Annotated in this window: 18 protein-coding genes and 2 tRNA genes; 7 read left to right on the top strand and 13 right to left on the bottom strand. The window is 70.8% G+C overall.

Annotated elements, in window-relative coordinates:
• Nucleotides 1-151 precede the first annotated feature (151 nt).
• Both tig and ACZ68L_RS09585 read right to left on the bottom strand, forming a co-directional pair.
• Nucleotides 152-1,537, bottom strand: coding sequence for a trigger factor (gene tig / locus ACZ68L_RS09590; protein ID WP_469575615.1), 1,386 nt, complete (start codon nucleotides 1,535-1,537; stop codon nucleotides 152-154).
• A 188-nt stretch (nucleotides 1,538-1,725) separates the two neighbouring features.
• Nucleotides 1,726-1,802, bottom strand: a tRNA-Pro gene (locus ACZ68L_RS09585).
• Between the two features lie 165 nt (nucleotides 1,803-1,967).
• On the opposite strand from ACZ68L_RS09585, the gene ACZ68L_RS09580 reads away from it, so the two are divergent.
• Nucleotides 1,968-2,041, top strand: a tRNA-Gly gene (locus ACZ68L_RS09580).
• Nucleotides 2,042-2,180: 139 nt separating this feature from the next.
• Here the strand turns inward: ACZ68L_RS09580 and ACZ68L_RS09575 are convergent.
• On the bottom strand, nucleotides 2,181-2,375 hold the full coding sequence (locus tag ACZ68L_RS09575) for a hypothetical protein (protein ID WP_469575614.1): 195 nt from the start codon (nucleotides 2,373-2,375) through the stop codon (nucleotides 2,181-2,183).
• A 480-nt stretch (nucleotides 2,376-2,855) separates the two neighbouring features.
• On the opposite strand from ACZ68L_RS09575, the gene ACZ68L_RS09570 reads away from it, so the two are divergent.
• Entirely contained in the window at nucleotides 2,856-4,010 is a 1,155-nt protein-coding gene (locus ACZ68L_RS09570) for an acyltransferase family protein (protein ID WP_469575612.1), read from the top strand.
• A gap of 9 nt (nucleotides 4,011-4,019) precedes the next feature.
• On the opposite strand, the gene ACZ68L_RS09565 is transcribed toward ACZ68L_RS09570, so the two are convergent.
• From ACZ68L_RS09565 to ACZ68L_RS09555, 3 genes are read right to left on the bottom strand one after another with little or no spacing between them, the layout of a single operon-like run.
• On the bottom strand, nucleotides 4,020-4,526 hold the full coding sequence (locus ACZ68L_RS09565; protein ID WP_469575611.1) for an HD domain-containing protein: 507 nt from the start codon (nucleotides 4,524-4,526) through the stop codon (nucleotides 4,020-4,022).
• Nucleotides 4,527-4,535: 9 nt separating this feature from the next.
• Nucleotides 4,536-7,016 (bottom strand): FtsX-like permease family protein, encoded by a 2,481-nt coding sequence (locus ACZ68L_RS09560; protein ID WP_469575609.1) that lies wholly within the window; start codon nucleotides 7,014-7,016, stop codon nucleotides 4,536-4,538.
• Nucleotides 7,016-7,861 carry an ABC transporter ATP-binding protein gene (locus tag ACZ68L_RS09555; RefSeq protein WP_469575608.1) on the bottom strand — a complete coding sequence of 282 codons (846 nt, stop codon included), beginning with the start codon at nucleotides 7,859-7,861 and terminating at the stop codon, nucleotides 7,016-7,018. The genes ACZ68L_RS09560 and ACZ68L_RS09555 overlap by 1 nt, the downstream gene beginning before the upstream one ends.
• A 377-nt stretch (nucleotides 7,862-8,238) precedes the next feature.
• Here ACZ68L_RS09555 and ACZ68L_RS09550 point away from each other — a divergent pair, with 377 nt between their 5' ends.
• A complete protein-coding gene (locus tag ACZ68L_RS09550) occupies nucleotides 8,239-9,435 on the top strand; it encodes a cation:proton antiporter (protein WP_469575606.1) in 1,197 nt (398 codons plus the stop codon).
• Nucleotides 9,436-9,558: 123 nt separating this feature from the next.
• On the opposite strand, the gene ACZ68L_RS09545 is transcribed toward ACZ68L_RS09550, so the two are convergent.
• Complete coding sequence (locus ACZ68L_RS09545; RefSeq protein ID WP_469575604.1) at nucleotides 9,559-10,704, bottom strand: SpoIIE family protein phosphatase; 1,146 nt, start codon at nucleotides 10,702-10,704, stop codon at nucleotides 9,559-9,561.
• Between the two features lie 104 nt (nucleotides 10,705-10,808).
• Between ACZ68L_RS09545 and ACZ68L_RS09540 the strand changes: the two genes are divergently transcribed.
• The gene (locus tag ACZ68L_RS09540) at nucleotides 10,809-12,041 is read left to right on the top strand and encodes a GNAT family N-acetyltransferase (RefSeq protein WP_469575602.1); all 1,233 of its coding nucleotides are present in this window, start codon (nucleotides 10,809-10,811) and stop codon (nucleotides 12,039-12,041) included.
• 125 nt (nucleotides 12,042-12,166) lie between these two features.
• Here ACZ68L_RS09540 and ACZ68L_RS09535 read toward each other — a convergent pair whose 3' ends face one another.
• Together ACZ68L_RS09535 and ACZ68L_RS09530 are read right to left on the bottom strand one after the other, a co-directional pair.
• Nucleotides 12,167-12,976, bottom strand: a complete 810-nt coding sequence (locus tag ACZ68L_RS09535; protein WP_469575601.1) for an Fpg/Nei family DNA glycosylase — start codon at nucleotides 12,974-12,976, stop codon at nucleotides 12,167-12,169.
• A gap of 92 nt (nucleotides 12,977-13,068) precedes the next feature.
• Nucleotides 13,069-13,557: a ribose-5-phosphate isomerase gene (locus tag ACZ68L_RS09530; RefSeq protein WP_114244495.1), complete on the bottom strand. Its 489-nt coding sequence runs from the start codon at nucleotides 13,555-13,557 to the stop codon at nucleotides 13,069-13,071.
• A gap of 256 nt (nucleotides 13,558-13,813) precedes the next feature.
• Here ACZ68L_RS09530 and ACZ68L_RS09525 point away from each other — a divergent pair, with 256 nt between their 5' ends.
• Together ACZ68L_RS09525 and ACZ68L_RS09520 are read left to right on the top strand one after the other, a co-directional pair.
• On the top strand, nucleotides 13,814-15,274 hold the full coding sequence (locus tag ACZ68L_RS09525) for an amino acid permease (RefSeq protein WP_469575600.1): 1,461 nt from the start codon (nucleotides 13,814-13,816) through the stop codon (nucleotides 15,272-15,274).
• Between the two features lie 72 nt (nucleotides 15,275-15,346).
• Nucleotides 15,347-16,660: an FAD-binding oxidoreductase gene (locus ACZ68L_RS09520; RefSeq protein ID WP_469575598.1), complete on the top strand. Its 1,314-nt coding sequence runs from the start codon at nucleotides 15,347-15,349 to the stop codon at nucleotides 16,658-16,660.
• Here the strand turns inward: ACZ68L_RS09520 and ACZ68L_RS09515 are convergent.
• The gene (locus tag ACZ68L_RS09515) at nucleotides 16,641-17,237 is read right to left on the bottom strand and encodes a biotin transporter BioY (protein WP_469575596.1); all 597 of its coding nucleotides are present in this window, start codon (nucleotides 17,235-17,237) and stop codon (nucleotides 16,641-16,643) included. The two genes, ACZ68L_RS09520 and ACZ68L_RS09515, sit on opposite strands and share 20 nt — an antisense overlap.
• 546 nt (nucleotides 17,238-17,783) lie before the next feature.
• Between ACZ68L_RS09515 and ACZ68L_RS09510 the strand changes: the two genes are divergently transcribed.
• Nucleotides 17,784-19,202 carry an amino acid permease gene (locus tag ACZ68L_RS09510; RefSeq protein ID WP_469575594.1) on the top strand — a complete coding sequence of 473 codons (1,419 nt, stop codon included), beginning with the start codon at nucleotides 17,784-17,786 and terminating at the stop codon, nucleotides 19,200-19,202.
• Here ACZ68L_RS09510 and ACZ68L_RS09505 read toward each other — a convergent pair.
• The 3 genes from ACZ68L_RS09505 to ACZ68L_RS09495 form a co-directional block, all read right to left on the bottom strand.
• The gene (locus tag ACZ68L_RS09505) at nucleotides 19,192-19,824 is read right to left on the bottom strand and encodes a histidine phosphatase family protein (RefSeq protein ID WP_469575592.1); all 633 of its coding nucleotides are present in this window, start codon (nucleotides 19,822-19,824) and stop codon (nucleotides 19,192-19,194) included. The genes ACZ68L_RS09510 and ACZ68L_RS09505 overlap by 11 nt on opposite strands.
• A gap of 143 nt (nucleotides 19,825-19,967) precedes the next feature.
• Nucleotides 19,968-20,120, bottom strand: a complete 153-nt coding sequence (locus ACZ68L_RS09500; RefSeq protein WP_469575591.1) for a hypothetical protein — start codon at nucleotides 20,118-20,120, stop codon at nucleotides 19,968-19,970.
• A gap of 26 nt (nucleotides 20,121-20,146) precedes the next feature.
• The gene (locus ACZ68L_RS09495; RefSeq protein WP_469575589.1) at nucleotides 20,147-21,574 is read right to left on the bottom strand and encodes an FGGY-family carbohydrate kinase; all 1,428 of its coding nucleotides are present in this window, start codon (nucleotides 21,572-21,574) and stop codon (nucleotides 20,147-20,149) included.
• Between the last annotated feature and the right edge of the window lie 132 nt (nucleotides 21,575-21,706).

The following is a 21,706-nucleotide window of genomic DNA, read 5'->3' as shown; positions in this document are numbered from 1 at the left end:
AGCCTGTCGGGTGGCCTTCGACCGGATAGCGGACGCGGTCTGGTGCGTGCCAGGGCGTGGCCGCCCGATCAGAGGTCACCCGGCAGGCTCTAAGACGACGGGCTCCGAACGCACAGCGTCCGGAGCCCGTCGTACGGGTTCAGCGCGAGGCTCAGGCCTCGTTCTTCTCCTCGGCGGCCTCGGTGGTGCCCTCGACGGCCTCGACCGTCTCGATGGCCTCCTCCTCGTCGTCCTCCAGGTCGACGACCTCACCGTTGGTGTCGACGACCTTGGCGGCCTCGACGACCACGGCCAGCGCCTTGCCGCGGGCGACCTCGCCGACGAGCATCGGCACCTGGCCGCCCTCGACGACGGCCTGGGCGAACTGGTCCGGGCTCATGCCGGAGGAAGCGGCACGCCGCATGAGGTGCTCGGTGAGCTCCTCCTGGTTGACGTTCAGCTTCTCCTTGTTGACGAGCTCGTCCAGGATGAACTGGGTCTTGATGCCCTTGATCGCCTGCTCGGAGGTCTCGGCCTCGAACTCCTCGACCGTCTTGCCCTGGGTCTCCAGGTACTTGTCGAGGGTCAGACCCATCTGACCGAGCTGGTGGTGCTCCAGGTTGTGCTTGCGGGTCTGGACCTCGTCCGCGAGCAGCTTCTCCGGGATCGGGACCTCGGCGAGCTTGAGCAGCTCGTCCAGGACACGCTCCTGGGCCTGGGTGGCCTGGTCGTACTGCTTGGTGTTCTCCAGGCGCTTGCGGCTGTCCGCCTTCAGCTCGTCGAAGGTGTCGAACTCGCTCGCCATCTGGGCGAACTCGTCGTCCAGCTCGGGGAGCTCGCGGGCGGCAACCGCGGTGACCTTGACGGTGACCTCGGCCTCCTTGCCCTCGGCCGAGCCGCCCTTCAGCTCGGAGGTGAAGGTGGCCTCGCCACCCGCCTCCAGGCCGGTGACGGCGGCGTCGATGCCGTCGAGGAGCTCGCCGGAACCGATGGTGTACGAGACACCCTCGGCCACGCCGTCCTCCAGGACCTCGCCGTCGACCTTGGCCTGCAGGTCGATCGTCACGACGTCGCCCTCGGCGGCGGCGCGCTCGACCGGGTTGGTGGAGGCGAAGCGCTCACGGAGCTGCTCCACGGCCTTCTCGACGTCCTCGTCGCTGACCTCAAGGGCGTCGACGGTGACCTCGATGCCGGAGTAGTCCGGAATCTCGATCTCGGGGCGTACGTCAACCTCGGCGGTGAAGGCCAGCAGCTCGCCGTCCTTCAGCTCGGTGATATCGACCTCGGGCTGCCCGAGGACGTTGAGCTCACCCTCGTTGACGGCCTCGGTGTAGAACTTCGGGAGGGCGTCGTTGACGGCCTCCTCCAGCACCGCACCACGGCCGAAGCGCTGGTCGATGACCCGGGCGGGGATCTTGCCCTTACGGAAGCCCTTCACCGTGACCTGCTGGTTGATCTTCTTGTACGCCGCGTCGAGGCTGTCCTTGAGCTCCTCGAAGGGCACCTCGACAGTGAGCCGAACCCGGGTCGGGTTCAGGGTCTCCACGGCGCTCTTCACGGTTCGGTCTCCTTGTGGCTGACTTCTTGGGGTTCTGCTCCGCCGCACGGGAGGCGGCTTCGCGGACCGAGCCCGGTACATCAGACACACGGGCACGCATTTTGCATAGTAACGGCAAGGAGACGGACTCCCACAATGCGATCGTGCCGGTGGTCCGCGATCCCACGAGTGGTCCGTGATCTTGCCGGTGGTCGGGGTGGCCGGATTCGAACCGACGACCTTCCGCTCCCAAAGCGGACGCGCTACCAAGCTGCGCCACACCCCGTCGGTGCGACACGTAGGGTACATGCAGAGAGGCGGTGCATCGGCCGCTTTGCCCGGGCGGCACCGAACGCGACACCGTGTGGCCGCAATCGGGTGTGCGGGCAGCGCCCGCGAACCGCTACGATGCTTCTCGTACCGCGGTCCCCGGACCTGCGGTGCGTTGCTTGCGGGCGTAGCTCAATGGTAGAGCCCTAGTCTTCCAAACTAGCTACGCGGGTTCGATTCCCGTCGCCCGCTCCATGCTTGGGCCCGGTCCGACGAATTGCCTGTCGGACCGGGCCTCTTGCGTTCTGTCGGACCGGGCCTTTTTCGCTCTGCTCGCGTTCCGCCGGCCGTGCTCCGCCGGTGATCTCCCGCGCCGGGGCGCGGGGCAGCCGGATCAGAAGCTGATCTGGTTGATGGTCTCGGCTATCGAGTTCATGAACCTGTTGATCGACGGCGCCATGCCCGTCGACGCCAGGAAGAAGCCGAAGAGCGCCGCGACGATCGCGGGACCGGCCTTGATGGAGCCGCCCCGGATCAGGACCACCAGGATGATCGCCAACATCAGCACCACAGACAGTGAAATGGCCACAACTGATCACACCCTTGGTCGGTCCGCCTTGCCGGCCCGGAGGTGTCCGGCCGAGCACTCCTCCATTCCGTCCATCGTGCCACCAACTCCCCTGTGGTCGCTGCCAGGTGACGGATCGAAGTGACGGGATCGCGCCATCCTTGCGCCCCACGTGCGCCGGGGGGCGCACGACCGCACACGAGGGGCGCCACGGGCTCCGGCAAGGCCCCGCACACCTGTGAGCGAGCTGTGAATCAAACAATCACAACGACGTGCGAATGTGACGGTTTCCATATCCACACACTTCATTCACATGCAATTCCGAGACAGGCATGCAACAGAATATAAACTCCTCAACAGACCGGCGATATGCCCCATTTAATGGTGATGAATCTGGGCATAGCGGGCGGTTCTTGATGGTTTCGCTTTTGATTGGACGCGAACACGAGATATCCGTGAGCGGTTTTACGAATTGCAATCGAGGCGTCTAAGGTGCTTTAGATGTTTCCCGCTCCGAACGTATTTCAGAGGGCCCCGCTCCCACCGGCGACCCGGGAGTCGGAGCCCAGACACCGAGGGACGGTGACCGCCACCGCCGCACCCGCCGCACCGGTGGCGAACAAGCCTCCGGCGACCGCGCCGGCGAAGAGGCGGGACGCCTACTTCGACAACGTCAAATATCTGGCCATCGTGCTCGTCGCGGTCGCGCACTCATGGGAACCGGTGATGGACGGCAGCCGGACCGCCCGTGCGCTGTACATGGTGGCCTACACCTTTCACATGCCGGCCTTCATCATCGTCTCCGGCTATTTCTCCCGCTCGTTCGACATGTCCGCCGTCAAGGTAAAGCGCCTGGTCACCGGCGTCGCCGTGCCGTACGTGGTGTTCGAGACGGCGTATTCGCTGTTCAAGCGGTACGCGGACGACTCGCCCGATCATCCGATCAGCCTGATCGACCCCTGGTATCTCACCTGGTTCCTGGTCGCGCTGTTCATCTGGCGCATCACCACGCCGATCTGGCAGTCACTGCGCCATCCGCTGCCGGTGGCGCTCGTCATCGCCGTGCTCGCCTCCTTCTCCCCGACGATCGGCGACGATCTCGATCTCCAGCGCGTTCTGCAGTTCCTGCCGTTCTTCGTCCTGGGGCTCCAGTTGAAGCCCGAGCACTTCGAGATGGTCCGCCGGCGCGAGGTGCGGATGCTCGCGCTCCCGCTGTTCGCCGGGGCCCTGGTGTTCGCGTACTGGGCGGCGTCGCGGATGCAGCTGGGCTGGTTCTACCGCAGCAACAGCGCGCAGGAGATGGGCGCCCCGTGGTGGTCCGGTGCCGTGATGACGCTGGCCATGTTCGGCTGCGCGCTGCTGCTCACCATCGGGTTCCTGTCCTGGGTGCCTCGGCGCCCCATGTGGTTCACCGTGCTCGGCGCCGGGACGATCTGCGGCTATCTGCTGCACGGGTTCCTGATCAAGGGCGCCGAATACGCCGGGCTGTTCGACACCTACGAGTGGCTCTCGGCGCCCGGCGGACTGGTCCTCGTCTCCCTGGTCGCGGCCGGGGCGGTGACGCTGATGTGTACGCCGCCTGTCCGGCGGGCGCTGCGTGCGGTGACCGAGCCGGACATGGACTGGGCGTTCCGACGGGACACGGCCGGGCGCTGATCCGGTGACTCAGTCCTGCGTCGTGTTGGCTTGAACCGATTGCTCGGCGGGCGATCCACCTGGGGTGAGCCCGAGCAGCCGCCGTACCTGCGCATACTTTTCGGTCAGCCGGGTACGGGTCGCCGGTTCCAGCACGGCGAGGCGGGCCGGATCGGCGTTGTGCGCCAGGTCGGACTCCTTGATCAGCAGCGCGCCCGGGGTGTCGAGGATGCGCCGGGTGTAGGAACCGAGGTCCTCGCCGTCACGTTTGGTGACGGCGAGGACCATGTCCTTGACCCGCTGCGGCAGCGCGGCACCGGCCAGCCACTGCTGCGACAGCGCGTCGTCCTCGACGGCGTCATGCAGCCAGGCCGCGGCGATCTGTTCGTCGCTGCCGCCCCTGATCCGTACGCCCTCGGCGACCGCGGCGAGATGCTCGGTGTACGGGCGTCCCGCTTTGTCCCGCTGGTCCGCGTGGGCCTCGCGGGCGATCGACTCGACTTCGGCCAGGGTCAGCTGTGCGCGTGGGGTGGGCATGGCCCGACTCTACGGACGCTCGGTGGTCCCCCGCAGGGCAGCACGGGCCGGGACCGTCACGGCGGCCAGGCCGAGTCCGATGGTCGCGGCGAGGAAGGACCCGTACAAGGCCGGCGGGATATAAGGCGATTCGCCCGTGAGTCCCCTCATCATCGGGACCAGTGTGGCCAGTGCGATGGCGGTGCCGAGCGCGGCCCCGGCGACCGTGACGAGCAGCGCCTCCCAGCGGATCATCCCCATGACCTGGCGGCGGGTGGAGCCGACGAGCCGGAGCATGGTCAGTTCGCGGCGCCGGTCGAGGACGGTCATCACCAGGGTGTTGACCGCGGCGACCGCGGCGAATCCGCCGAGGACCGCGGCCATGACGGTGTTGGCCCAGGCGTTGAGTTCACGGTCCTGGTCCTGTGCGGCGACGTAGCCGGTCCGGTCGGTGACGGTGCCGAGCGCGGCGAGCTTCCGTGCGCCGGCGGGTGTGGCCCGTACCAGCAGGTCGGTGGCGTACGGCGAGGTGACATGGGCGCCGAGGTCGGCGGCGGGCAGTGTGACCAGACCGGTGCCCAGGCCGCGGCCGTAGACGGCGACGATCTTCGGAGCCGCCTGAGTGCCGTCCGGGAGACGCAGGGCCAGCCGGTCGCCGGTGCCGAGTTTCGTGGATCCGGCGAGGGTGGTGTCGATGGCGACGGTGCCGGGGCGCAGGCGGGTCAGCGATCCTGTCCGGACGTCGAGGTCCTGGACCTCGGTGAGGTCGTGGCCGGAGCCGATGATCCCCTGGGCCGAGGTGGTCTGGAGCCGCCGTTCCCCGCCCGATCCGGTGGGCACCAGGACGGACCCGCGGAGCAGCCCGACGGCGGTCGTGACGCCGGGTGTGGCGGCGGCGCGTTCGGTCGCGTCGGAGGCGAGTCCGGCAGGGGCGGAGACGATGTGGTCGGCGATGACGGAGTCGCGCTGCTGGTGTGCGATCACCCGGTTCTCGCTGGTGTGCATGAAGACGAGCGTGGAGGAGAAGGCCATGGCGAGCACGATCGGCGTGATCGCGGAGGCCAGGCGGCGCGAGTTCGTCCGGGAGTTGGCGGCGGCCAGCGAGCCCGGCGCGCCGGCGGCACGCAGCGGGAAGCCGATGACGGCGGCGCAGATCCGGGCGATCAGCGGGCCGAGCAGGCCGACCGCGAGCATGAAGAACATGACGACGCCGAGTGCGGCGTTCGCCGCGTCCTCGCCGCTCGTGGATGCCGCGACGCTCGCGAAGGCCACGCCACCGGCGAGGGCGGCGATGCCGAGCGGGGTGCGGATCCAGCCGAACGGCGGGCGTTCCACCGCGGACTGCGCGAGAGCCAGGCCCGGCTTGGTCTTCGAGGGCCGGCGGGCGGCGAAGTATCCGGCGCTCAGCGCGGTGAGCATCGTGACGGCCGCGGCGATGACCAGCGGCAGCCAGGACACCCGCAGAGCGACGGCTTCGGGGATGGCTCCCCTGTCCTGGAGCTGACCGAACCACCAGCGGGCCAGGGCGATTCCGGGCAGACAGCCGAGCGCTCCGGCGAACGGTGCGACGAGCAGGGACTCGGTGGCGATGGTGCGGCGCAGCTGGCGAGGGGTGGCCCCGATGGCGCGCAGCAGGGCGAACTCGCGGCTGCGCTGGCCGACGGAGAGGGCGACCGTACCGGCGGCGGTGAAGACGGCGACCATGGTGGCGACGCCGCCGAAGGAGCCGCCGAGGCCGGTGAGGAGTTCCTTGGCGCCCGCGAGTTCCGCGTCCTCGACGGCGCCCCGGCCGTCACCGGTGTGGATCTGGGCCCCGGCGGTGTGGCCGACGGCCTCGCGCACCTGGTCGGCGAGGGCGGCGGTGGGGGTGGAGCGGGCGGCGAGCACGGCGATGGCGTCGACCCGGCCGGGGTGGCCGGAGAGCTGTACGGCCTGCCGGTCGGCGAACCAGACGGTGGCGTCGGTGGCGGTGGTGCCCGCGACGCGGAACTCCCTCATGCCCGTGGGGGTGTCGAGGGTGATCTTCTCCCCGACCCGGGCCCCGGTGCCGGTGGGGACGACGACTTCGCCGGTCCCGGGCGCGTCGCCGGTGAGCAGCCGCGTGCCGGTGAGGGCGGTGGAGCCCCAGCCGTGGGCGGTGAGGAGGGTGTCGTCCTGCCGTACCAGGTAGCTGACGTCCCCGATCGCGGCTGCGGCGCCGGGGGCCGAGGCGACCTTGCCCACCAGGGATTCGGGGAGCCGCGCGGCATCCGGTACGGGGGTGGCGGCGTCGTACTTCCCGTCGCCGCGGCCGACCGTCATATGGGCCTGCTGGTCGGCGGAGACGACCACGGGCGCCTTGGCGTAGCGCTCCGCCGGTACGGAGGCACGCACGCCGGTCTCCAGCAGGATGCCGCAGGCGGAGACGATCGCCGCGGCCAGCAGGAGCGCGACGAAGGTCCCGGCGAACGACGCGGGTTTGAATCGGACGGCCGCGCGGGCGAGGCCGTTGGGGACGCGCGGGCTGAACATCAGGCTGCTGCTCCTGCGTGGGCGGGGGTGGTCCTGGCGGTCAGAGCGGTCATCCGGGCCGCGATCTGCGCGGCGCCGGCGCGCGGCAGGCTGTCCGCGATCGCGCCGTCGGCGAGGAAGAGCACCCGGTCGGCATAGGCGGCGGCCACCGGGTCGTGGGTGACCATGACGACGGTGGCGCCGAGGCTGTCCACCGCGTGCCGGAGGAGGGCGAGGATCTCGGCGGCGGTGGTGGTGTCGAGGGCGCCGGTCGGTTCGTCGGCGAAGACCACGTCGGGGCGGGTGACCAGGGCGCGGGCGACGGCGACGCGCTGCTGCTGGCCGCCGGAGAGCTGGCTGGGGCGGCGGTCGCCCTTGTCGCCGAGACCGACCCGGCCGAGCATCTCGGCGGCTTCGCGGCGGCTGCGGGCGGAGCCGGTGCGCTGTCCCGCCAGGCGCATGGGCAGGACGACGTTCTGCTCGACCGTGAGGGACGGGAGCAGATTGAATGCCTGGAAGACGAAGCCGAGGCGGGTGCGGCGCAGTTCGGTGAGCCGGTTCTCGCTCATGCCGGTGATCTCGGTGCCGCCGAGGCGTACGGAGCCTTCGGTGGGGCGGTCGAGTCCCGCCGCGCACTGCAGGAAGGTCGACTTTCCGGAGCCGGACGGGCCCATGACCGCGGTGAAACTGGAGCGCGAAAGGGCGAGGTCGATGCCCCGCAGGGCGTGGACGGCGGAGCTGCCGCGGCCGTACTGCCGACGGACGCCGCGCAGTTCGACGGCGAGGTCCGAGGGGCCGGGCCCATGAGGGACGCCTGCCGTGAACTGCCTGTCCTGCGCGCCCTGCCTGGTGCGTCGCAGCCCCATGGTGTCCTGCCTTTCGGTTGCTCCCGGCCGGTATCCCGGCCGGTATCCCGAACGTACGGATCACGGGTGGGTCCGGACCATGGCGGCTGCTGGCGGATCGGAGGTGGGGGAAACCCCAGGGCGCTGCCGGGGGCGGGCGGGCCCCGGGGTCCCTCGGACGGGCGGGCGGGCTTCGGGGCGCTGTCGGAGGCGGGACAGCGGTCGGGGGTACGGGGGGCGGTTCCCCGGTGCTGCGGGAGGGGGCCGGTCTTCGGGCTGTCGAGGTGCCCATACTTGCAACCTCAATCATTCGGTAAACTAATTACTGACGATTCCTTGACGCACTCTTGACCTACCGAAGGATCAGGCTCATCGGACACGCAGACACGCTCATCGCCATGGGCGGCGCCTTCCTCGCCGCCGCCGTCCTCGCCCGCGTCGGCAGCCGCATCGGACTGCCGACCATCCCCCTGTTCATCCTGGCCGGAATCCTGCTCGGCCCGCACACACCCGGCATCGTGCTCGTCGCCGACCCGCACGAGCTGGAGATGCTCTCCGCGCTCGGCCTGGTGCTGCTGCTCTTCTACCTCGGTCTCGAATTCCATCTCGACGACCTCAAAGCCGGCGGCCGCAAGATGGCCATCGCCGGCGGCACCTATCTCGCCCTGAACGTCGGCGCCGGGCTCGGCTTCGGCTTCGCACTGGGCTGGGGCACGTCCGAGGCGCTGGTCCTCGCCGGTGTGCTCGGCATCTCGTCGTCGGCCATCGTCACCAAAGTCCTGGTCGACCTGGGCCGCATCGGCAATCCGGAGACCAAGCCGATCCTCGGCATCATCGTCGTCGAGGACGTGTTCCTCGCCCTCTATCTGGCCGCTCTCCAGCCGATCCTGTCGGGCGCCGAAAGCCTCTCCGCCGCGGCGGTCGACGGTGGCAAGGCCTTCGGCTTCCTGCTGCTGCTCGCCCTGATCGCCCGGTACGGCACCCGGGTCATCGGCAAGCTGATCAACACCCGTGACGACGAACTCCTCGTCATCTCCTTCCTCGGTGCCGCGGTCTTCGTGGCGGGAGTCTCGGAGTGGTTCGGGGTCGCGGACGCGATCGGCGCCTTCATGGTCGGCCTGATGCTCGGCAGCACGTCCTCCGGCGTCCGCATCCTCAAGCTGGTCCACCCGCTGCGGGACGCCTTCGGCGCGATCTTCTTCTTCGCCTTCGGTCTCTCCATCGACCCGGGCGACCTGCCGACCGTCCTGTGGCCGGTGCTGGCCGCCGTCGCGGTGACTCTCGCCATGAACGTCCTCGCCGGGATCGCCGCCGCCAAGGTGTACGCGTTCGGTCCGCAGGCCACGGCGAACATCTCCACCACGCTGGTGGCCCGCGGCGAGTTCGCCCTGATCCTCGCCACGATGGCGGCAGCCGCGGGACTGGACGAACGGCTCTCCCCGTTCATCGCCGGATACGTCCTCCTCCTCGCGGTCCTCGCACCCCTGGCCGCCGGACGGTCGCACTGGCTGGCCCGCGTCCTGCCGGGCGGGCGGGGCCGGGGTGAGGGCAGTGACAGCGACGCCGGCGCCGGACAGATCTCGGTCCCGGCCTGAGACGACGGCCGACAGGTCCGGGCACCGGCATCACGCCGGCTGCCCGGACCTGCCGAGGACCACGTTCCGGTGAATGGCCGGCATCCATTGACGTACGCCCGGTTCGAGCCGTATCCGTACGGTTCAGGATCGGCGTGACAACAGCAGCAGCGCCCGGTCGTCGTTGACGTCCTTGGCGCATGCCTCGATCAGATGCCAGGCCGCGCCCTCGAAACCGGTGGCGACGTAGCGGTCGGCCTCACCGGTCAGCCGGTCGATGCCCTCCGCGATGTCGCGGTCGGACGCCTCCACCAGGCCGTCCGTGAACAGCATCAGCACGTCACCGGGGGCCAACGAGCCCTTCACGGCGTCGAACTGAGCCCCGTCGTACACCCCGAGCAGCGGACCCTCCGCCGCCTTCTCCTCCCACTGGCCGCTGCCCGAGTGGAGTTGCAGGGCCGGCGGGTGTCCCGCCGAGAGGAGTTCGTAGTCACCCGATTCGAGGTCCAGGACCAGATGGATCGAGGTGGCGAATCCCTCGTCCCAGTCCTGGCGCAGCAGATAGCCGTTGGCCGCCGGGAGGAAGCCGTGCGGGGGCAGCGAGCCGAGGAGCCCGCCGAAGGCACCGGACAGCAGCAGGGCACGGGAGCCCGCGTCCATGCCCTTGCCGGAGACATCGGTGAGGACCGCCTCCAGCGTCCGCCCGCCGTTGGTACGGGCGGCGACGACGAAGTCACCGGAGAAGGACTGCCCGCCCGCCGGGCGCAGCGCCATCTCGCGGTGCCAGCCCTGCGGCAGCCGGGGCAGGGCGCTCTGCACCCTGATGCGTTCGCGCAGGTCGAAGAGCATGGTGCCGCCGCGCCGCCACGGCACACCGACCCTGGCCCGGAACTGGGCGAGGACCAGTCCGAAGAAGCCACAGGCCGCGACCACCAGGACGATGCCGGGGGTCACCCGGGCCGGGCCGTGCTCGTACGGGCCGAGTGCGAGCGACTCCACGATCAGGGCCGTGGCGGCGGTCGCGTACAGACCCAGCAGGCTCGCGGGCCGCAGCAGCAGACCGCCCGCGACGATCGGCAGGACGAGCGCGGCCGGTGAGCACCACACCGGGTCGAACAGGGTGGCGCAGGTGATGGCCGGGATGGTGAGCAGCAGACCGGCCAGCGCGATCCAGTCCGAACCGTCGCCGCGGAAGTAGTCGACACCGGACTTGCGCAGCGCGATGCGCGCCCGGTGCGCCGATTTCCGCAATCGGGCCGGGTACGAGTCTGCTCCTGCGCGTCGGGCCATTGCGGGGACTTTATCCACCCGACGGCCTCCGGTGCAGGGGGACCCCGTGACAATGTGTTCGAAATCGGGTCGACCGGCCGCCGCGCCGCTGATAGGGATGGCCCATGACTACTGAGCTTCGCGTATTGACGCCGTCCGAATGGAACGAATGGTTCGAGTGTCTGGAGCTCGCATTCGGCGGTGTCGCAGAGCCTCCCGAACAGCGCGAGCTGGCCGAACAGCTGACCGAGTACGAACGGTCGATCGGGATCTGGGACGGTTCCGACGTCGTCGCCACGGCGGGGGCGTTCAGCTTCCGGCTCGCCGTGCCCGGCGGGACGCTGGTGCCCGCAGCGGGGGTCACGATGGTGAGTGTCGCGTCCACCCACCGCAGGCGGGGGTTGCTGACCTCGATGATGCGTCGGCAGCTCGACGACGTCCGGGCGCTGGGTGAGCCGATCGCGGTCCTGACGGCTTCGGAACCGGCGATCTACGGCCGGTTCGGGTACGGCGCGGCCTCGCGTCAGATGTCGTTGACGATCGACACGGACCGGGTGCGGCTGACGGTTCCGCCGGGCACGGACGAGGTGCGGCTGCGTCACGCGAAGCCGGACGAGGCGATGGCGGCGTGCGAGGCCGTGTACGACCGGCTGGTGGCCGGCCGGCCCGGCACACCGGCCCACGGCCCCGGCTGGGAACGCAAGCCGATGGTGGACCCGGTGAGTTCACGGCAGGGCGGTTCGGCGCAGCAGTGCGTGCTGGCGGAGCTGAACGGGCAGATCGTCGGCTATGTGACGTATCACATCAAACCCGACTGGGAGCTGTCCGGCCCCAAGGGCAAGGTGACGGTGAACGATCTGGCCGCGCTCGACCCCGCGGCGTACGCGGCGCTGTGGCGGTTCGTCTTCGAGATCGATCTGACCTCGACGGTCGAGGCGCGCAACCGGCCGGTCGACGACGCGGTGCTGCACCTGGTGTCGGACGTGCGGCGGTGCAACATCCGGATCCGGGACTCGCTGCACGTGCGGCTGGTGGAGCTGGGGGCGGCGCTGGAGGCCCGGACGTACCGGGGCCCGCTGGACGTGGTGTTCGAGGTGGAGGACGCGTTCTGTCCCTGGAACGCGGGGCGCTGGCGGCTCACGTCCGACGCGAAGGGGACGGCGACCTGCCGCCGGACCGACGAGTCGGCCGACCTGGCGCTGACGGTACGGGAGTTGGGCTCCGCGTATCTGGGCGGCGAGTCGCTGAGCTCGCTGGGTCTGGCCGGGCGGGTGCGGGAGCTGCGGGCGGGCGCGCTGGCGGAGGCGTCGTCGGCGTTCCTGTCCGACACGGCACCGTGGCTGCCGCGCGGGTTCTAGGGCCTCTCGTTCGGATCCTGCCGGGCTCGCGTGCCCCGGCACCGTGACCGCCCCGGGGCGGCGGCACGTCCGGTCACACCACCGGTGCCGGCTCGCGTGCCCCGGCCTGATCCGAACGAATGCGCCTAGGCGCGCTGGCACCCCGGGCACCAGAAGAGGTTGCGGGCGGCGAGATCGGCGGTGCGGATCTCGCCGCCACAGATGTGGCAGGCCTGCCGGGCCCTGCGGTACACGTACACCTCGCCGCCGTGGTCGTCGACCCGTGGCGGGCGTCCCATCGCCTCCGGCATGTGCTCGGGGCGGACCGTGTCGATCCGGTTGTTCCGCACGCCCTCGCGCATCAGCACCGCCAGGTCGGCCCAGATCGCGTCCCACTCCGCACGCCCGAGGTCCTTGCCCAGCCGGTACGGGTCTATCCCGTGCCGGAACAGCACCTCCGCGCGGTAGACGTTGCCGACCCCCGCGATGACCTTCTGGTCCATCAGCAGGGCCGCGACGGTGATCCGGCTGCGGGAGACACGCCGCCACGCCCGCTCACCGTCCTCGTGGGTCCGCAGCGGGTCCGGGCCGAGCCGGTCGTGTATCGCGCGCTTCTCGGGGTCGGTGATCAGCGCACACGTGGTGGGGCCGCGCAGATCCGCGTGGTGGCCGTCGTTCACCAGGCGCAGCCGGACCGTCCCGGTGGGCGGCGGGGCCGGGGCCGTACCGAAGCCGAGCTTGCCGAAGAGGCCCAGGTGGATGTGAACCCAGCCGGCGTCCTCGAAGCCGAGGAAGAGGTGCTTGCCGTGGGCGTCGACGCCGGTGAACGTCCGGCCGTCGAGCAGCGCGGCGCTGTCGGAGAACTTGCCCTGCGGGCTGCTCACCCGCACCGGCCGGCCGGCGAACCTGTCCCGGTGGTCCGCCGCGAGGCGGTGGATCGTATGTCCCTCGGGCACGACGGCTGCTCTCCTCGATGGCGTGCGGACGTGGTGACGTGCGGAAATGGCTGTGCCGCCGGGGGTACCGGCGGCACAGGAACGGAAGCCGGTCAGCCCTGCTGCGGGTGGTGGGCCGGGATCGGGGGGAGCTCGCCGGTCGTCTCGTACGCCGTGAGCATCTCGATCCGGCGGGTGTGACGCTCCTCACCCGAGTACGGGGTGGCGAGGAAGATCTCGACGAACTTGGTGGACTCCTCCACCGAGTGCATCCGGCCACCGATGGCGACCACATTGGCGTTGTTGTGCTCGCGGCCCAGGGCCGCGGTCTGCTCGCTCCAGGCGAGTGCCGCGCGCACCCCCTTGACCTTGTTGGCGGCGATCTGCTCGCCGTTGCCGGAGCCGCCGATCACGATGCCGAGGCTGTCCGGGTCCGCGGCCGTCTTCTCCGCGGCACGCAGGCAGAACGGCGGGTAGTCGTCCTGGGCGTCGTAGATGTGGGGGCCACAGTCGACGGCCTCGTGGCCCTGGGCCGTGAGCCACTCGACGAGGTGGTTCTTGAGTTCATAACCGGCATGGTCCGAGCCGAGGTACACGCGCATGTTCCGAGTGTGGCACGTGCGACACGGGGTAGCCGCCATCGGGGTCGGGACCCTCCGGCCGGTCCGCCCCGACGGGGGGTGGGACCGCATGGGGGCTCCATGTGCGGGCCCTGTGTGGCCGACGCCACTCGGGCAGATTCGGAAGAAGGGGTTCCGCTTTAGTGGTCCGGCGGGCTTCAATGCATCACTCGCTGCCGCACCCCACTGCGGCGGCCGGACACGCATCGCGTGATCCGAGAACGTAAGGATTCGATCCATGACGTCGCAGACGACTACGGCCGGGCCGGGCCACCAGCCCCGCAAGCCGGACGGGCCGAACGGGCCGGACACCACGGGCTCATCCGGCGGACTCCAGGCAGGCCTCAAGAACCGCCATCTCTCGATGATCGCCATCGGCGGGGTGATCGGCGCGGGCCTCTTCGTGGGCTCCGGCGCCGGTATCGCCGCCGCGGGACCGGCCATCCTGCTGTCCTACGCCCTGGTCGGCCTGATGGTCGTCTTCGTGATGCGGATGCTCGGCGAGATGGCCGCGGCCCGCCCCAGCTCGGGCTCCTTCTCCGCCTACGCCGACCAGGCGCTGGGCCGCTGGGCCGGCTTCTCGATCGGCTGGCTGTACTGGTTCTTCTGGGTCGTGGTGCTCGCCGTCGAGGCGACGGCGGGTGCCAAGATCCTGGAGGGCTGGGTGCCGGGCGTCCCGCAGTGGGCGTGGGCGCTGATCGTGATGGTCGTACTGACCGCGACGAACCTGGTCTCGGTCGGCTCGTACGGCGAGTTCGAGTTCTGGTTCGCCGGGATCAAGGTCGTGGCGATCGGCGCGTTCGTGGTCGTCGGACTGCTCGCCGTCTTCGGGGTGCTGCCCGGCTCGGACAACCCCGGCGCGGGGCTCGCGCATCTCACCGACACCGGCGGGTTCTTCCCCAAGGGGCCCGGCGCCATCCTCACCGGTGTGCTGATGGTCGTCTTCTCCTTCATGGGCAGCGAGATCGTCACGCTGGCGGCCGGCGAGTCCGAGAACCCGCAGCGTGCCGTCCAGAAGGCCACCAACAGCGTGATCTGGCGGATCGCCGTCTTCTACCTGGGCTCGATCTTCATCGTGCTCACCCTGCTGCCGTGGAACGACAAGTCGATCCTGAAGGACGGCAGCTACGTCGCCGCCCTCAACTCCATCGGCATTCCGCACGCCGGCCAGGTGATGAACGTCATCGTCCTCACCGCCGTGCTGTCCTGCCTCAACTCCGGCCTCTACACCGCCTCGCGGATGGCCTTCTCGCTCGGTGGCCGCGGGGACGCGCCCAAGGCCTTCGCCCGGGTGAACAAGCGGGGTGTGCCGCAGGCGGCGATCCTCTCGTCCGTCGTCTTCGGCTTCGTCGCTGTCTTCTTCAACTACCAGTGGCCCGACACCGTCTTCCAGTTCCTGCTGAACTCCTCCGGCGCGGTCGCCCTGTTCGTCTGGCTGGTCATCTGCTTCACGCAGCTGCGGATGCGCGGCATCATCCTGCGCGAGTCGCCGGAGAAGCTGGTCGTACGGATGTGGCTCTTCCCGTATCTGACCTGGGCGACCATCGCGATGATCTCGTTCGTTCTCGTCTACATGCTGACCGACGACGGCGGACGCCAGCAGGTGCTGCTCTCGCTGCTCGTCGCGGCGCTGGTGGTGGCGATCTCGCTGGTGCGTGAGGTCCGGCAGCGGAAGGCCATCGGCCACACCAATACCTGACGGCGGATGTCAGGTATACCGGGGAGGCTCTCCGTCGCAACGCCACCGAGCGAACGACCGGAGAGCCTCCTCATGACATCCGCCCCCGCCCGTGTCCCCACCGGTTTCCAGACCGGCTTCGCCGTCCGTCCCGACCTCGTCGTCGAGGCCGCCCATGCCGAGGACGTGCGGACCGCCGTGGCCGACGCCGCCGCGCGCGGCCTGCCCGTCCGCGTCCACGCCACCGGCCACGGGCTGTCCGGGGCCGTCGAGGGCGGGGTGCTGATCAGCACCCGCCGGATGGACTCCGTCGAGATCGATCCGGTGCGCCGCACCGCACGCCTCGGCGCGGGCGTGACCTGGGGCCAGGTGATCGAGGCCGCCGCACCGCACGGGCTCGCCCCGCTGAACGGCTCCGCACCGGGCGTCGGCGCCGTCTCGTACACCCTCGGCGGCGGGCTGCCCATCCTGGCCAGGGAGTTCGGCTACGCCGCCGACCGGGTCCGCTCGCTCGACGTGGTGACCGCCGACGGCACCTCGCGCCACGTCTCCCCGGACAGCGAGCCCGAGCTCTTCTGGGCGCTGCGCGGCGGCGGGCACCGGCTCGGTGTCGTGACCGGTATGGAGATCGGCCTGGTCGAGGCCGGGCGGCTGTACGGCGGGTCGATCGCCTTCGACGGGGACGGGGCCGGGGTCGGCGACCGCGTGATCCGCCGCTATCTGGAGTGGACCCGGACCGTCCCCGACACGCTGACGTCCTCACTGTCCGCGCTGCGGTTCCCCGACAGCCCCCAGCTGCCGGAGCCGATGCGCGGCCGGTACGTGGTCTCGGTGCGCGTCGCGTACACCGGCAGCGCCGCCGAGGGCGAGCGGCTGGTCGCGCCGCTGCGGGCGATCGGGCCCGCGCTCACGGACTCGCTGCGGGAGATGCCGTACACCGACAGCCACACCATTCACAACGATCCGCCGTTCCCGCACGCCTACTACGGCGACGGCGTGGTGCTCGGCGATCTGGACGCGGGGCGCGCCGTGCGCACGCTGGAGCTGACCGGGCCGAAGGCGCCGATGATGACCGTGGTCCAGCTCAACCACCTGGGCGGCGCGCTGGCCGCCCGGCCCGCCGTCGACAACGCGGTGCCGTACCGCGAGGCCGGATTCCTGCTGCGGCTGCTGTCGCCGCTCGACGGTACGGACGTGGCGTCGGTACGGGCCCTGTACGCGGAGGTGGCCGGGGTGCTCGCCCCGCACGCCCTGGGCCGTTCGCTGAACTTCTCCTTCGGCGGCGGGGACCGCACCGAGGGTTTCCACGACGCGCGGACACAGCAGAGGCTCGCCGGTCTGGTGTCGCGACACGACCCGGCGAGCCTCTTCGGAGGGAGCTACGGCATCAGCCGCGACGGCCGATGAGCTTCCAGGCCGCGGGCAGCGCGCCCATCGCCAGCGCCGCCTTCAGCGCGTCACCGAGCAGGAACGGCACCAGGCCGGCCGCGATCGCGGCGCTCGCCGACATGCCGGTGGCCAGGGCCAGGTACGGGACGCCGACCGCGTAGATGATCGCGGAGCCCAGCACCATCGTGCCCGCGGTGCGCAGCACGGAGCGGTCGCCGCCGCGGCGGGCGAGGCCGCCGACCACGGTGGCGGCGAGCAGCATGCCGAGGACGTAGCCGAACGAGGGGAAGCCCGCGCCGGAGGTGCCCTCGGAGAACCAGGGCATGCCCGCCATGCCGACGAGCGCGTACACGGCGAGGGAGAGGAAGCCGCGGCGGGCGCCGAGCGCGGTGCCGACGAGGAGCGCGGCGAAGGTCTGGCCGGTGACCGGGACCGGAGAGCCGGGGACCGGAACGGCGATCTGGGCGGCGATGCCGGTGAGCGCGGCACCACCGAGGACCAGGGCCGTGTCGACGGCGTAACGGTGCCTGGCGGCGGGCAGCAGGTCGGCGAGGACCGCTCCGGTACGGGCAGGGGCGGCGGCAGCAGTACTCATCGGGACTCCGCGGGGTGAGGGCAGGTGGGGACAGACTGAGAGCCTGTCGGGTGACGTTAGCCCACGGGTCAACGCCCGATCACCATCAGTGGCCCACAAAGCGGTGGTCGAGGCGTTGGTGGGGTTCACACAAAGAGAGCCGCGCAATCACGCGGCGGCGTGATGCTCGTCACTGAGGTGAGGACGGATCGGCTCATACTTTGCCGGGAGGGGCGGCCGGGAGGGACTGTAGGTTCTCGCCAAAACGGTTCGAGCCGCCCAGGCCCCCGGGCGACTGCTCCCGCGCCGCCGGGACTGCTCCCGGCCCGCCCGGGGCCCGCGCCCGAACCGCCCGGGACGCCTCCCGGTCCTCGGCGCGTGCCCGGGTGTGCACCTTGTGTGAGCATCGTGCCCGTATGGCGGACAGTGGTTCCCTGTGGGCGGAATGCGTGCTCAGACTGTCCGCGCAGGTCCGTCCCCCCATACCCCCACACCCGCTCCGGCCCCTGCACGTCCCCACACGGCTCTCGCGTGCACCGTGCCTCACCTACCGAACAGAGCTTGTCCATGTCTCGGAATTCCGCGTCTCCCCCCACCGACGCCCCGGTCGCCGTCTCCGGCACCGGGGCCGATTCGACGCTCACCCACGGGCTCAAGCAGCGCCATCTCTCGATGATCGCCCTCGGCGGTGTCATCGGCGCCGGGCTCTTCGTCGGCTCGGGTGCGGGTATCGCCGCCGCGGGCCCGTCGATCGTCGTCGCGTACGCCGTCTCCGGGCTGCTGGTCATGCTCGTGATGCGGATGCTCGGTGAGATGTCGGCCGCGAACCCGGCCTCCGGTTCCTTCTCCGTCCACGCGGAGCGGGCGATCGGGCCGTGGGCGGGGTTCACCGCGGGCTGGGCGTTCTGGGTGCTGCTCTGTGTCGCCGTCGGCCTGGAGGGCATCGGTGCCGCGAAGATCGTCACCGGCTGGCTGCCCGGCACGCCGGAGTGGGCCTGGGTCGCGCTGTTCATGGTGGTCTTCCTGGGCACGAACCTGGCCTCGGTGAAGAAGTTCGGGGAGTTCGAATTCTGGTTCGCCACCCTCAAGGTCGTGGCGATCACGCTCTTCCTGGTCCTGGGCGTGCTGGCGATCCTCGGTGTGCTGCCCGGTACGAACGCCCCCGGCACCGCCAACCTCAGCGGCGAGGGCGGCTTCATGCCGAACGGCGCCGAGGGCCTGGTGATCGGGCTGCTCGCCTCCGTCTTCGCGTACGGCGGTCTGGAGACCGTCACCATCGCCGCGGCCGAGTCCGAGAACCCGGTGCAGGGTGTGGCGAAGGCCGTGCGGACGGCGATGTGGCGGATCGCGCTCTTCTACGTCGGCTCGATGGCCGTCGTCGTCACACTGGTCCCGTGGGACGACCCGGAGGTCGTGAAGGTCGGCCCGTTCTACGCGGCTCTGAACCACCTCGGCATCAGCGGCGCCGCGGAGATCATGAACGTGGTCATCCTGGTCGCCCTGCTCTCCGCGATGAACGCCAACATCTACGGCGCCTCGCGCATGGCCTGTTCGCTCGTCGCCCGCGGCCAGGGCCCGAAGCGGCTCGGCAGGATCTCCTCGGGCGTCCCGCGCGCGGCCGTCCTGGTCTCCTCCGTGTTCGGCTTCCTGTGCGTGCTGCTCAGCTACTGGCGTCCCGATGACGTCTTCCCGTGGCTGCTCAACATGATCGGCGCGGTGATCCTGGTCGTCTGGATCTTCATCGCCCTCTCCCAGCTGATCCTGCGCGGCCGACTGGAACGCGAGGCACCGGAGAAGCTCGTCGTACGGATGTGGCTCTTCCCGGTCCTGACGGTCGTGGCGCTCCTGGCCATGCTCGGCATCTTCTTCCTGATGCTGCGCCAGCCCGGCACGCGTGACCAGCTGTTGGCGTCCGGCGCCCTGACCGTCGTGCTGGCGGCGATCGGTCTCGTACGGCAGCGGCGGTCCGCGGCCGTCAAGGGCTGACGTCGGGCACGCACGGCACGTTGAGGGAGAGCAGCGCACCGCCCTGCTCCCCGATCCGCAGCTCGCTGACCGCCCCGTTGCGCAACTGCGGGAAGACCCTGCGGTAGGCGCCCAGCGGGATCGACAGCAGTTCGCACAGCACGAGCCGGAGCAGGGTGTTGTGGGCGACGACGAGGACCCGCTGCCCCGGGTGCCCGTCCGCGATCCGGCGCAGCGCCACCGCCCCCCGGGCCGCCGCCGCCCGGGGGTCCTCGGCCCCGGGGAAGGGGTGGGCCACCGGATCCGCGCGGTACCGCCGGGCCCGCTCCGGGTGCTCGGCCGCGAACTCCGTCAGAGTGCGCCCCTCCACCTCGCCGAAATCGCATTCGCGCAGGTCGTATTCGAGCCGGGGGACGAGACCGAGCGCCCAGGAGGCGGGCTCCGCCGTCTCGATGGCGCGCGTGAGCGGCGAGGTCCAGATCGCGTCGACCGGGTGCTGGACCGCCCACTCGCCCAGCCGCTCGGCCTGGCGACGTCCTTCGTCGGTGAGGGCGATGTCGCTGACCCCGGCGTAGCGGTTCTCCGCGTGCCAGACGGTCTGCCCGTGGCGGACGAGCAGCAGGGCGGCCGGTCTCCCGGTCATGGCTTCTCCGTTCGGGTGCGAGTGGTCATGACTTCTCCGTTCGGGTACGAGCGGGTCGGGGTGTCGCCGTCGGGTACGGGCGGGTCGGGGTGTCGCCGTCGGACACGGGCGGGCCAAGGCGGCTCCGGACGCCCATGGGCGGATCACGGCTTCTCCGTTCGGACACGGGCGGGCAGGGTGTCGCCGAGCACCCAGGGACGGGTCACGCCTTCCCCGTTCAGGTCCGGGCGGATCACGGCTTCCCCGTTCAGGCCCGGGCGGATCACGGCTTCCCCGTTCAGGTCCGGGCGGATCACGGCTTCCCCGTTCGGGTCCGGTCAGGTCACGACGCCTCCGCTCGCGTACGGGCGTGGGCGGCGACCGGGCCCGGGAGCCAGCCCCGTCGCTCCAGCTCGTCCACCAGCGTGAGGTACGGCTCGGTGTACCACGCCATCCGCACCGGATGCGGGCGCAGCACGTGCCGCAGTCGCACCATCCGGCCCGCCGCCCCCTGCAGCGTGGTCGTGGCTCGCGCCCCGTACGCGGCCATGACGGCCATGCCGAGAGCCGGCTCGCTGTACTGCGGGATGTACACGGGCCGGCCCAGGATGTCGGCGCGCAGCCGGCTCCAGTAGCCGCTGCGGACCGCGCCGCCGGTGAAGGTGAGCCGGTCGTACACCTGGGCACCGAGCAGGTCGAGGTAGTCGAGGCAGAGCCGTTCGACCAGGCCCACGCCGGTGAGCAGGGCCACCCAGTGCTCGGCGTCGGTGGCGGGCTCGCCGAGCAGGAAGCCGGTGGCCTCCGGCGCGACGAAGGGGAAGCGCTCCCCCGTCGCCACCAGGGGATACGCCACCACGCGCGCGGGCTCGTGCTCGCGAGCCAGCGCGTCCATCCGGGCCGGGTCCACAGCCGGGAAGGCGGCGGTCAGCGCCCCGCCGCCGACGCCCGAGGCCCCGCCCGGCAGCCAGCTCCCGTCCGGAGCCCGGTGGTTGTAGACGACCCCGGCCCGGTCCTGCACCGGCGACGAGGTGACTCCCTTCAGGACCAGCGTCGTGCCCAGCACCGAATTCCAGGAGCCGACGGTGAGCGAACCGGAGGCGATCTGCGCCGCGCATCCGTCCGTCATCCCGGCCACCAGGAGCGTGCCCGCCGGAATCCCGGTCTCCTCGGCCGCAGCCCGCCCCACCTCGCCGATCCGCGTTCCCGGCCGCACCACGTCCGGAAACAGCCCGTCGGGCAGGCCGAGCTTTCCGAACCTCCGGTACGGCCAGGCGTCCCGCTCCAGGTCGTAGCCGGTCTTCAGGGCATGGCTGGAGTCGGTGGGCAGAGGAGTCCCGGCGAGCCGCGCCAGCACCACGTCGGCCTGGTGCATGACCCGTACGGCGCCGCCCGCCCCTCCCCCGTACTCCTTCAGCAGCCACATCACCTTGGGCAGCGCCCAGCTCGGCGGGGTCCGGGCCCTGGCCGCCTCCCTCACGGCGCGCCCGTCGTCGTACATCACCCCCGGGGTCAGCGGCCGGCCGGTCCGGTTGCCGAGCAGAACGGTGCCGGAGGTGGCGCAGACGGCGAGCGCACGCGGCGGGGGGCAGTCGCGCAGCGCCTGGCGGCTGGCCGCGCAGACGGCCGTCCACCAGTCGAGGGGGCTCTGCTCATGCCGTACCCCGTCGCGTCTGCCGGCGAGCGGGGCGGAGCCGCTGCCGAGGATCTCACCACGGTCCCCCGCCACCACCGCACGGACGCTCTGCGTGCCGAGATCGATGCCCATCCACATATCGGCCCTCCTTGTGAAGTTCTCACTCTGCACCGAGAATTTCCGTTGCGCGAGGGATTGACGGCCAACTTCCGTTGTTCCAAGCTCTGTTAACCAGTCGACTCGACGTGTGAACGGCATCGCTCCCTCCCC

This window comes from Streptomyces sp. NPDC104309 (assembly GCF_055584025.1).
This window is presented reverse-complemented; position numbering and strand designations above follow the sequence as displayed.

Excerpts from the sequence above, each read along its gene's own strand:
- ACZ68L_RS09555 (WP_469575608.1), bottom strand. The coding sequence starts at position 7,861 with ATGGGGCTGCGACGCACCAGGCAGGGCGCGCAGGACAGGCAGTTCACG.
- ACZ68L_RS09515 (WP_469575596.1), bottom strand. The coding sequence starts at position 17,237 with ATGAGTACTGCTGCCGCCGCCCCTGCCCGTACCGGAGCGGTCCTCGCC.
- ACZ68L_RS09565 (WP_469575611.1), bottom strand. The coding sequence starts at position 4,526 with ATGCCCACCCCACGCGCACAGCTGACCCTGGCCGAAGTCGAGTCGATC.
- ACZ68L_RS09495 (WP_469575589.1), bottom strand. The coding sequence starts at position 21,574 with ATGTGGATGGGCATCGATCTCGGCACGCAGAGCGTCCGTGCGGTGGTG.
- ACZ68L_RS09520 (WP_469575598.1), top strand. The coding sequence starts at position 15,347 with ATGACATCCGCCCCCGCCCGTGTCCCCACCGGTTTCCAGACCGGCTTC.
- ACZ68L_RS09530 (WP_114244495.1), bottom strand. The coding sequence starts at position 13,557 with ATGCGCGTGTACCTCGGCTCGGACCATGCCGGTTATGAACTCAAGAAC.
- ACZ68L_RS09560 (WP_469575609.1), bottom strand. The coding sequence starts at position 7,016 with ATGTTCAGCCCGCGCGTCCCCAACGGCCTCGCCCGCGCGGCCGTCCGA.
- ACZ68L_RS09545 (WP_469575604.1), bottom strand. The coding sequence starts at position 10,704 with ATGGCCCGACGCGCAGGAGCAGACTCGTACCCGGCCCGATTGCGGAAA.
- ACZ68L_RS09570 (WP_469575612.1), top strand. The coding sequence starts at position 2,856 with ATGTTTCCCGCTCCGAACGTATTTCAGAGGGCCCCGCTCCCACCGGCG.
- ACZ68L_RS09540 (WP_469575602.1), top strand. The coding sequence starts at position 10,809 with ATGACTACTGAGCTTCGCGTATTGACGCCGTCCGAATGGAACGAATGG.
- ACZ68L_RS09550 (WP_469575606.1), top strand. The coding sequence starts at position 8,239 with ATGGGCGGCGCCTTCCTCGCCGCCGCCGTCCTCGCCCGCGTCGGCAGC.
- ACZ68L_RS09510 (WP_469575594.1), top strand. The coding sequence starts at position 17,784 with ATGTCTCGGAATTCCGCGTCTCCCCCCACCGACGCCCCGGTCGCCGTC.
- ACZ68L_RS09505 (WP_469575592.1), bottom strand. The coding sequence starts at position 19,824 with ATGACCGGGAGACCGGCCGCCCTGCTGCTCGTCCGCCACGGGCAGACC.
- ACZ68L_RS09525 (WP_469575600.1), top strand. The coding sequence starts at position 13,814 with ATGACGTCGCAGACGACTACGGCCGGGCCGGGCCACCAGCCCCGCAAG.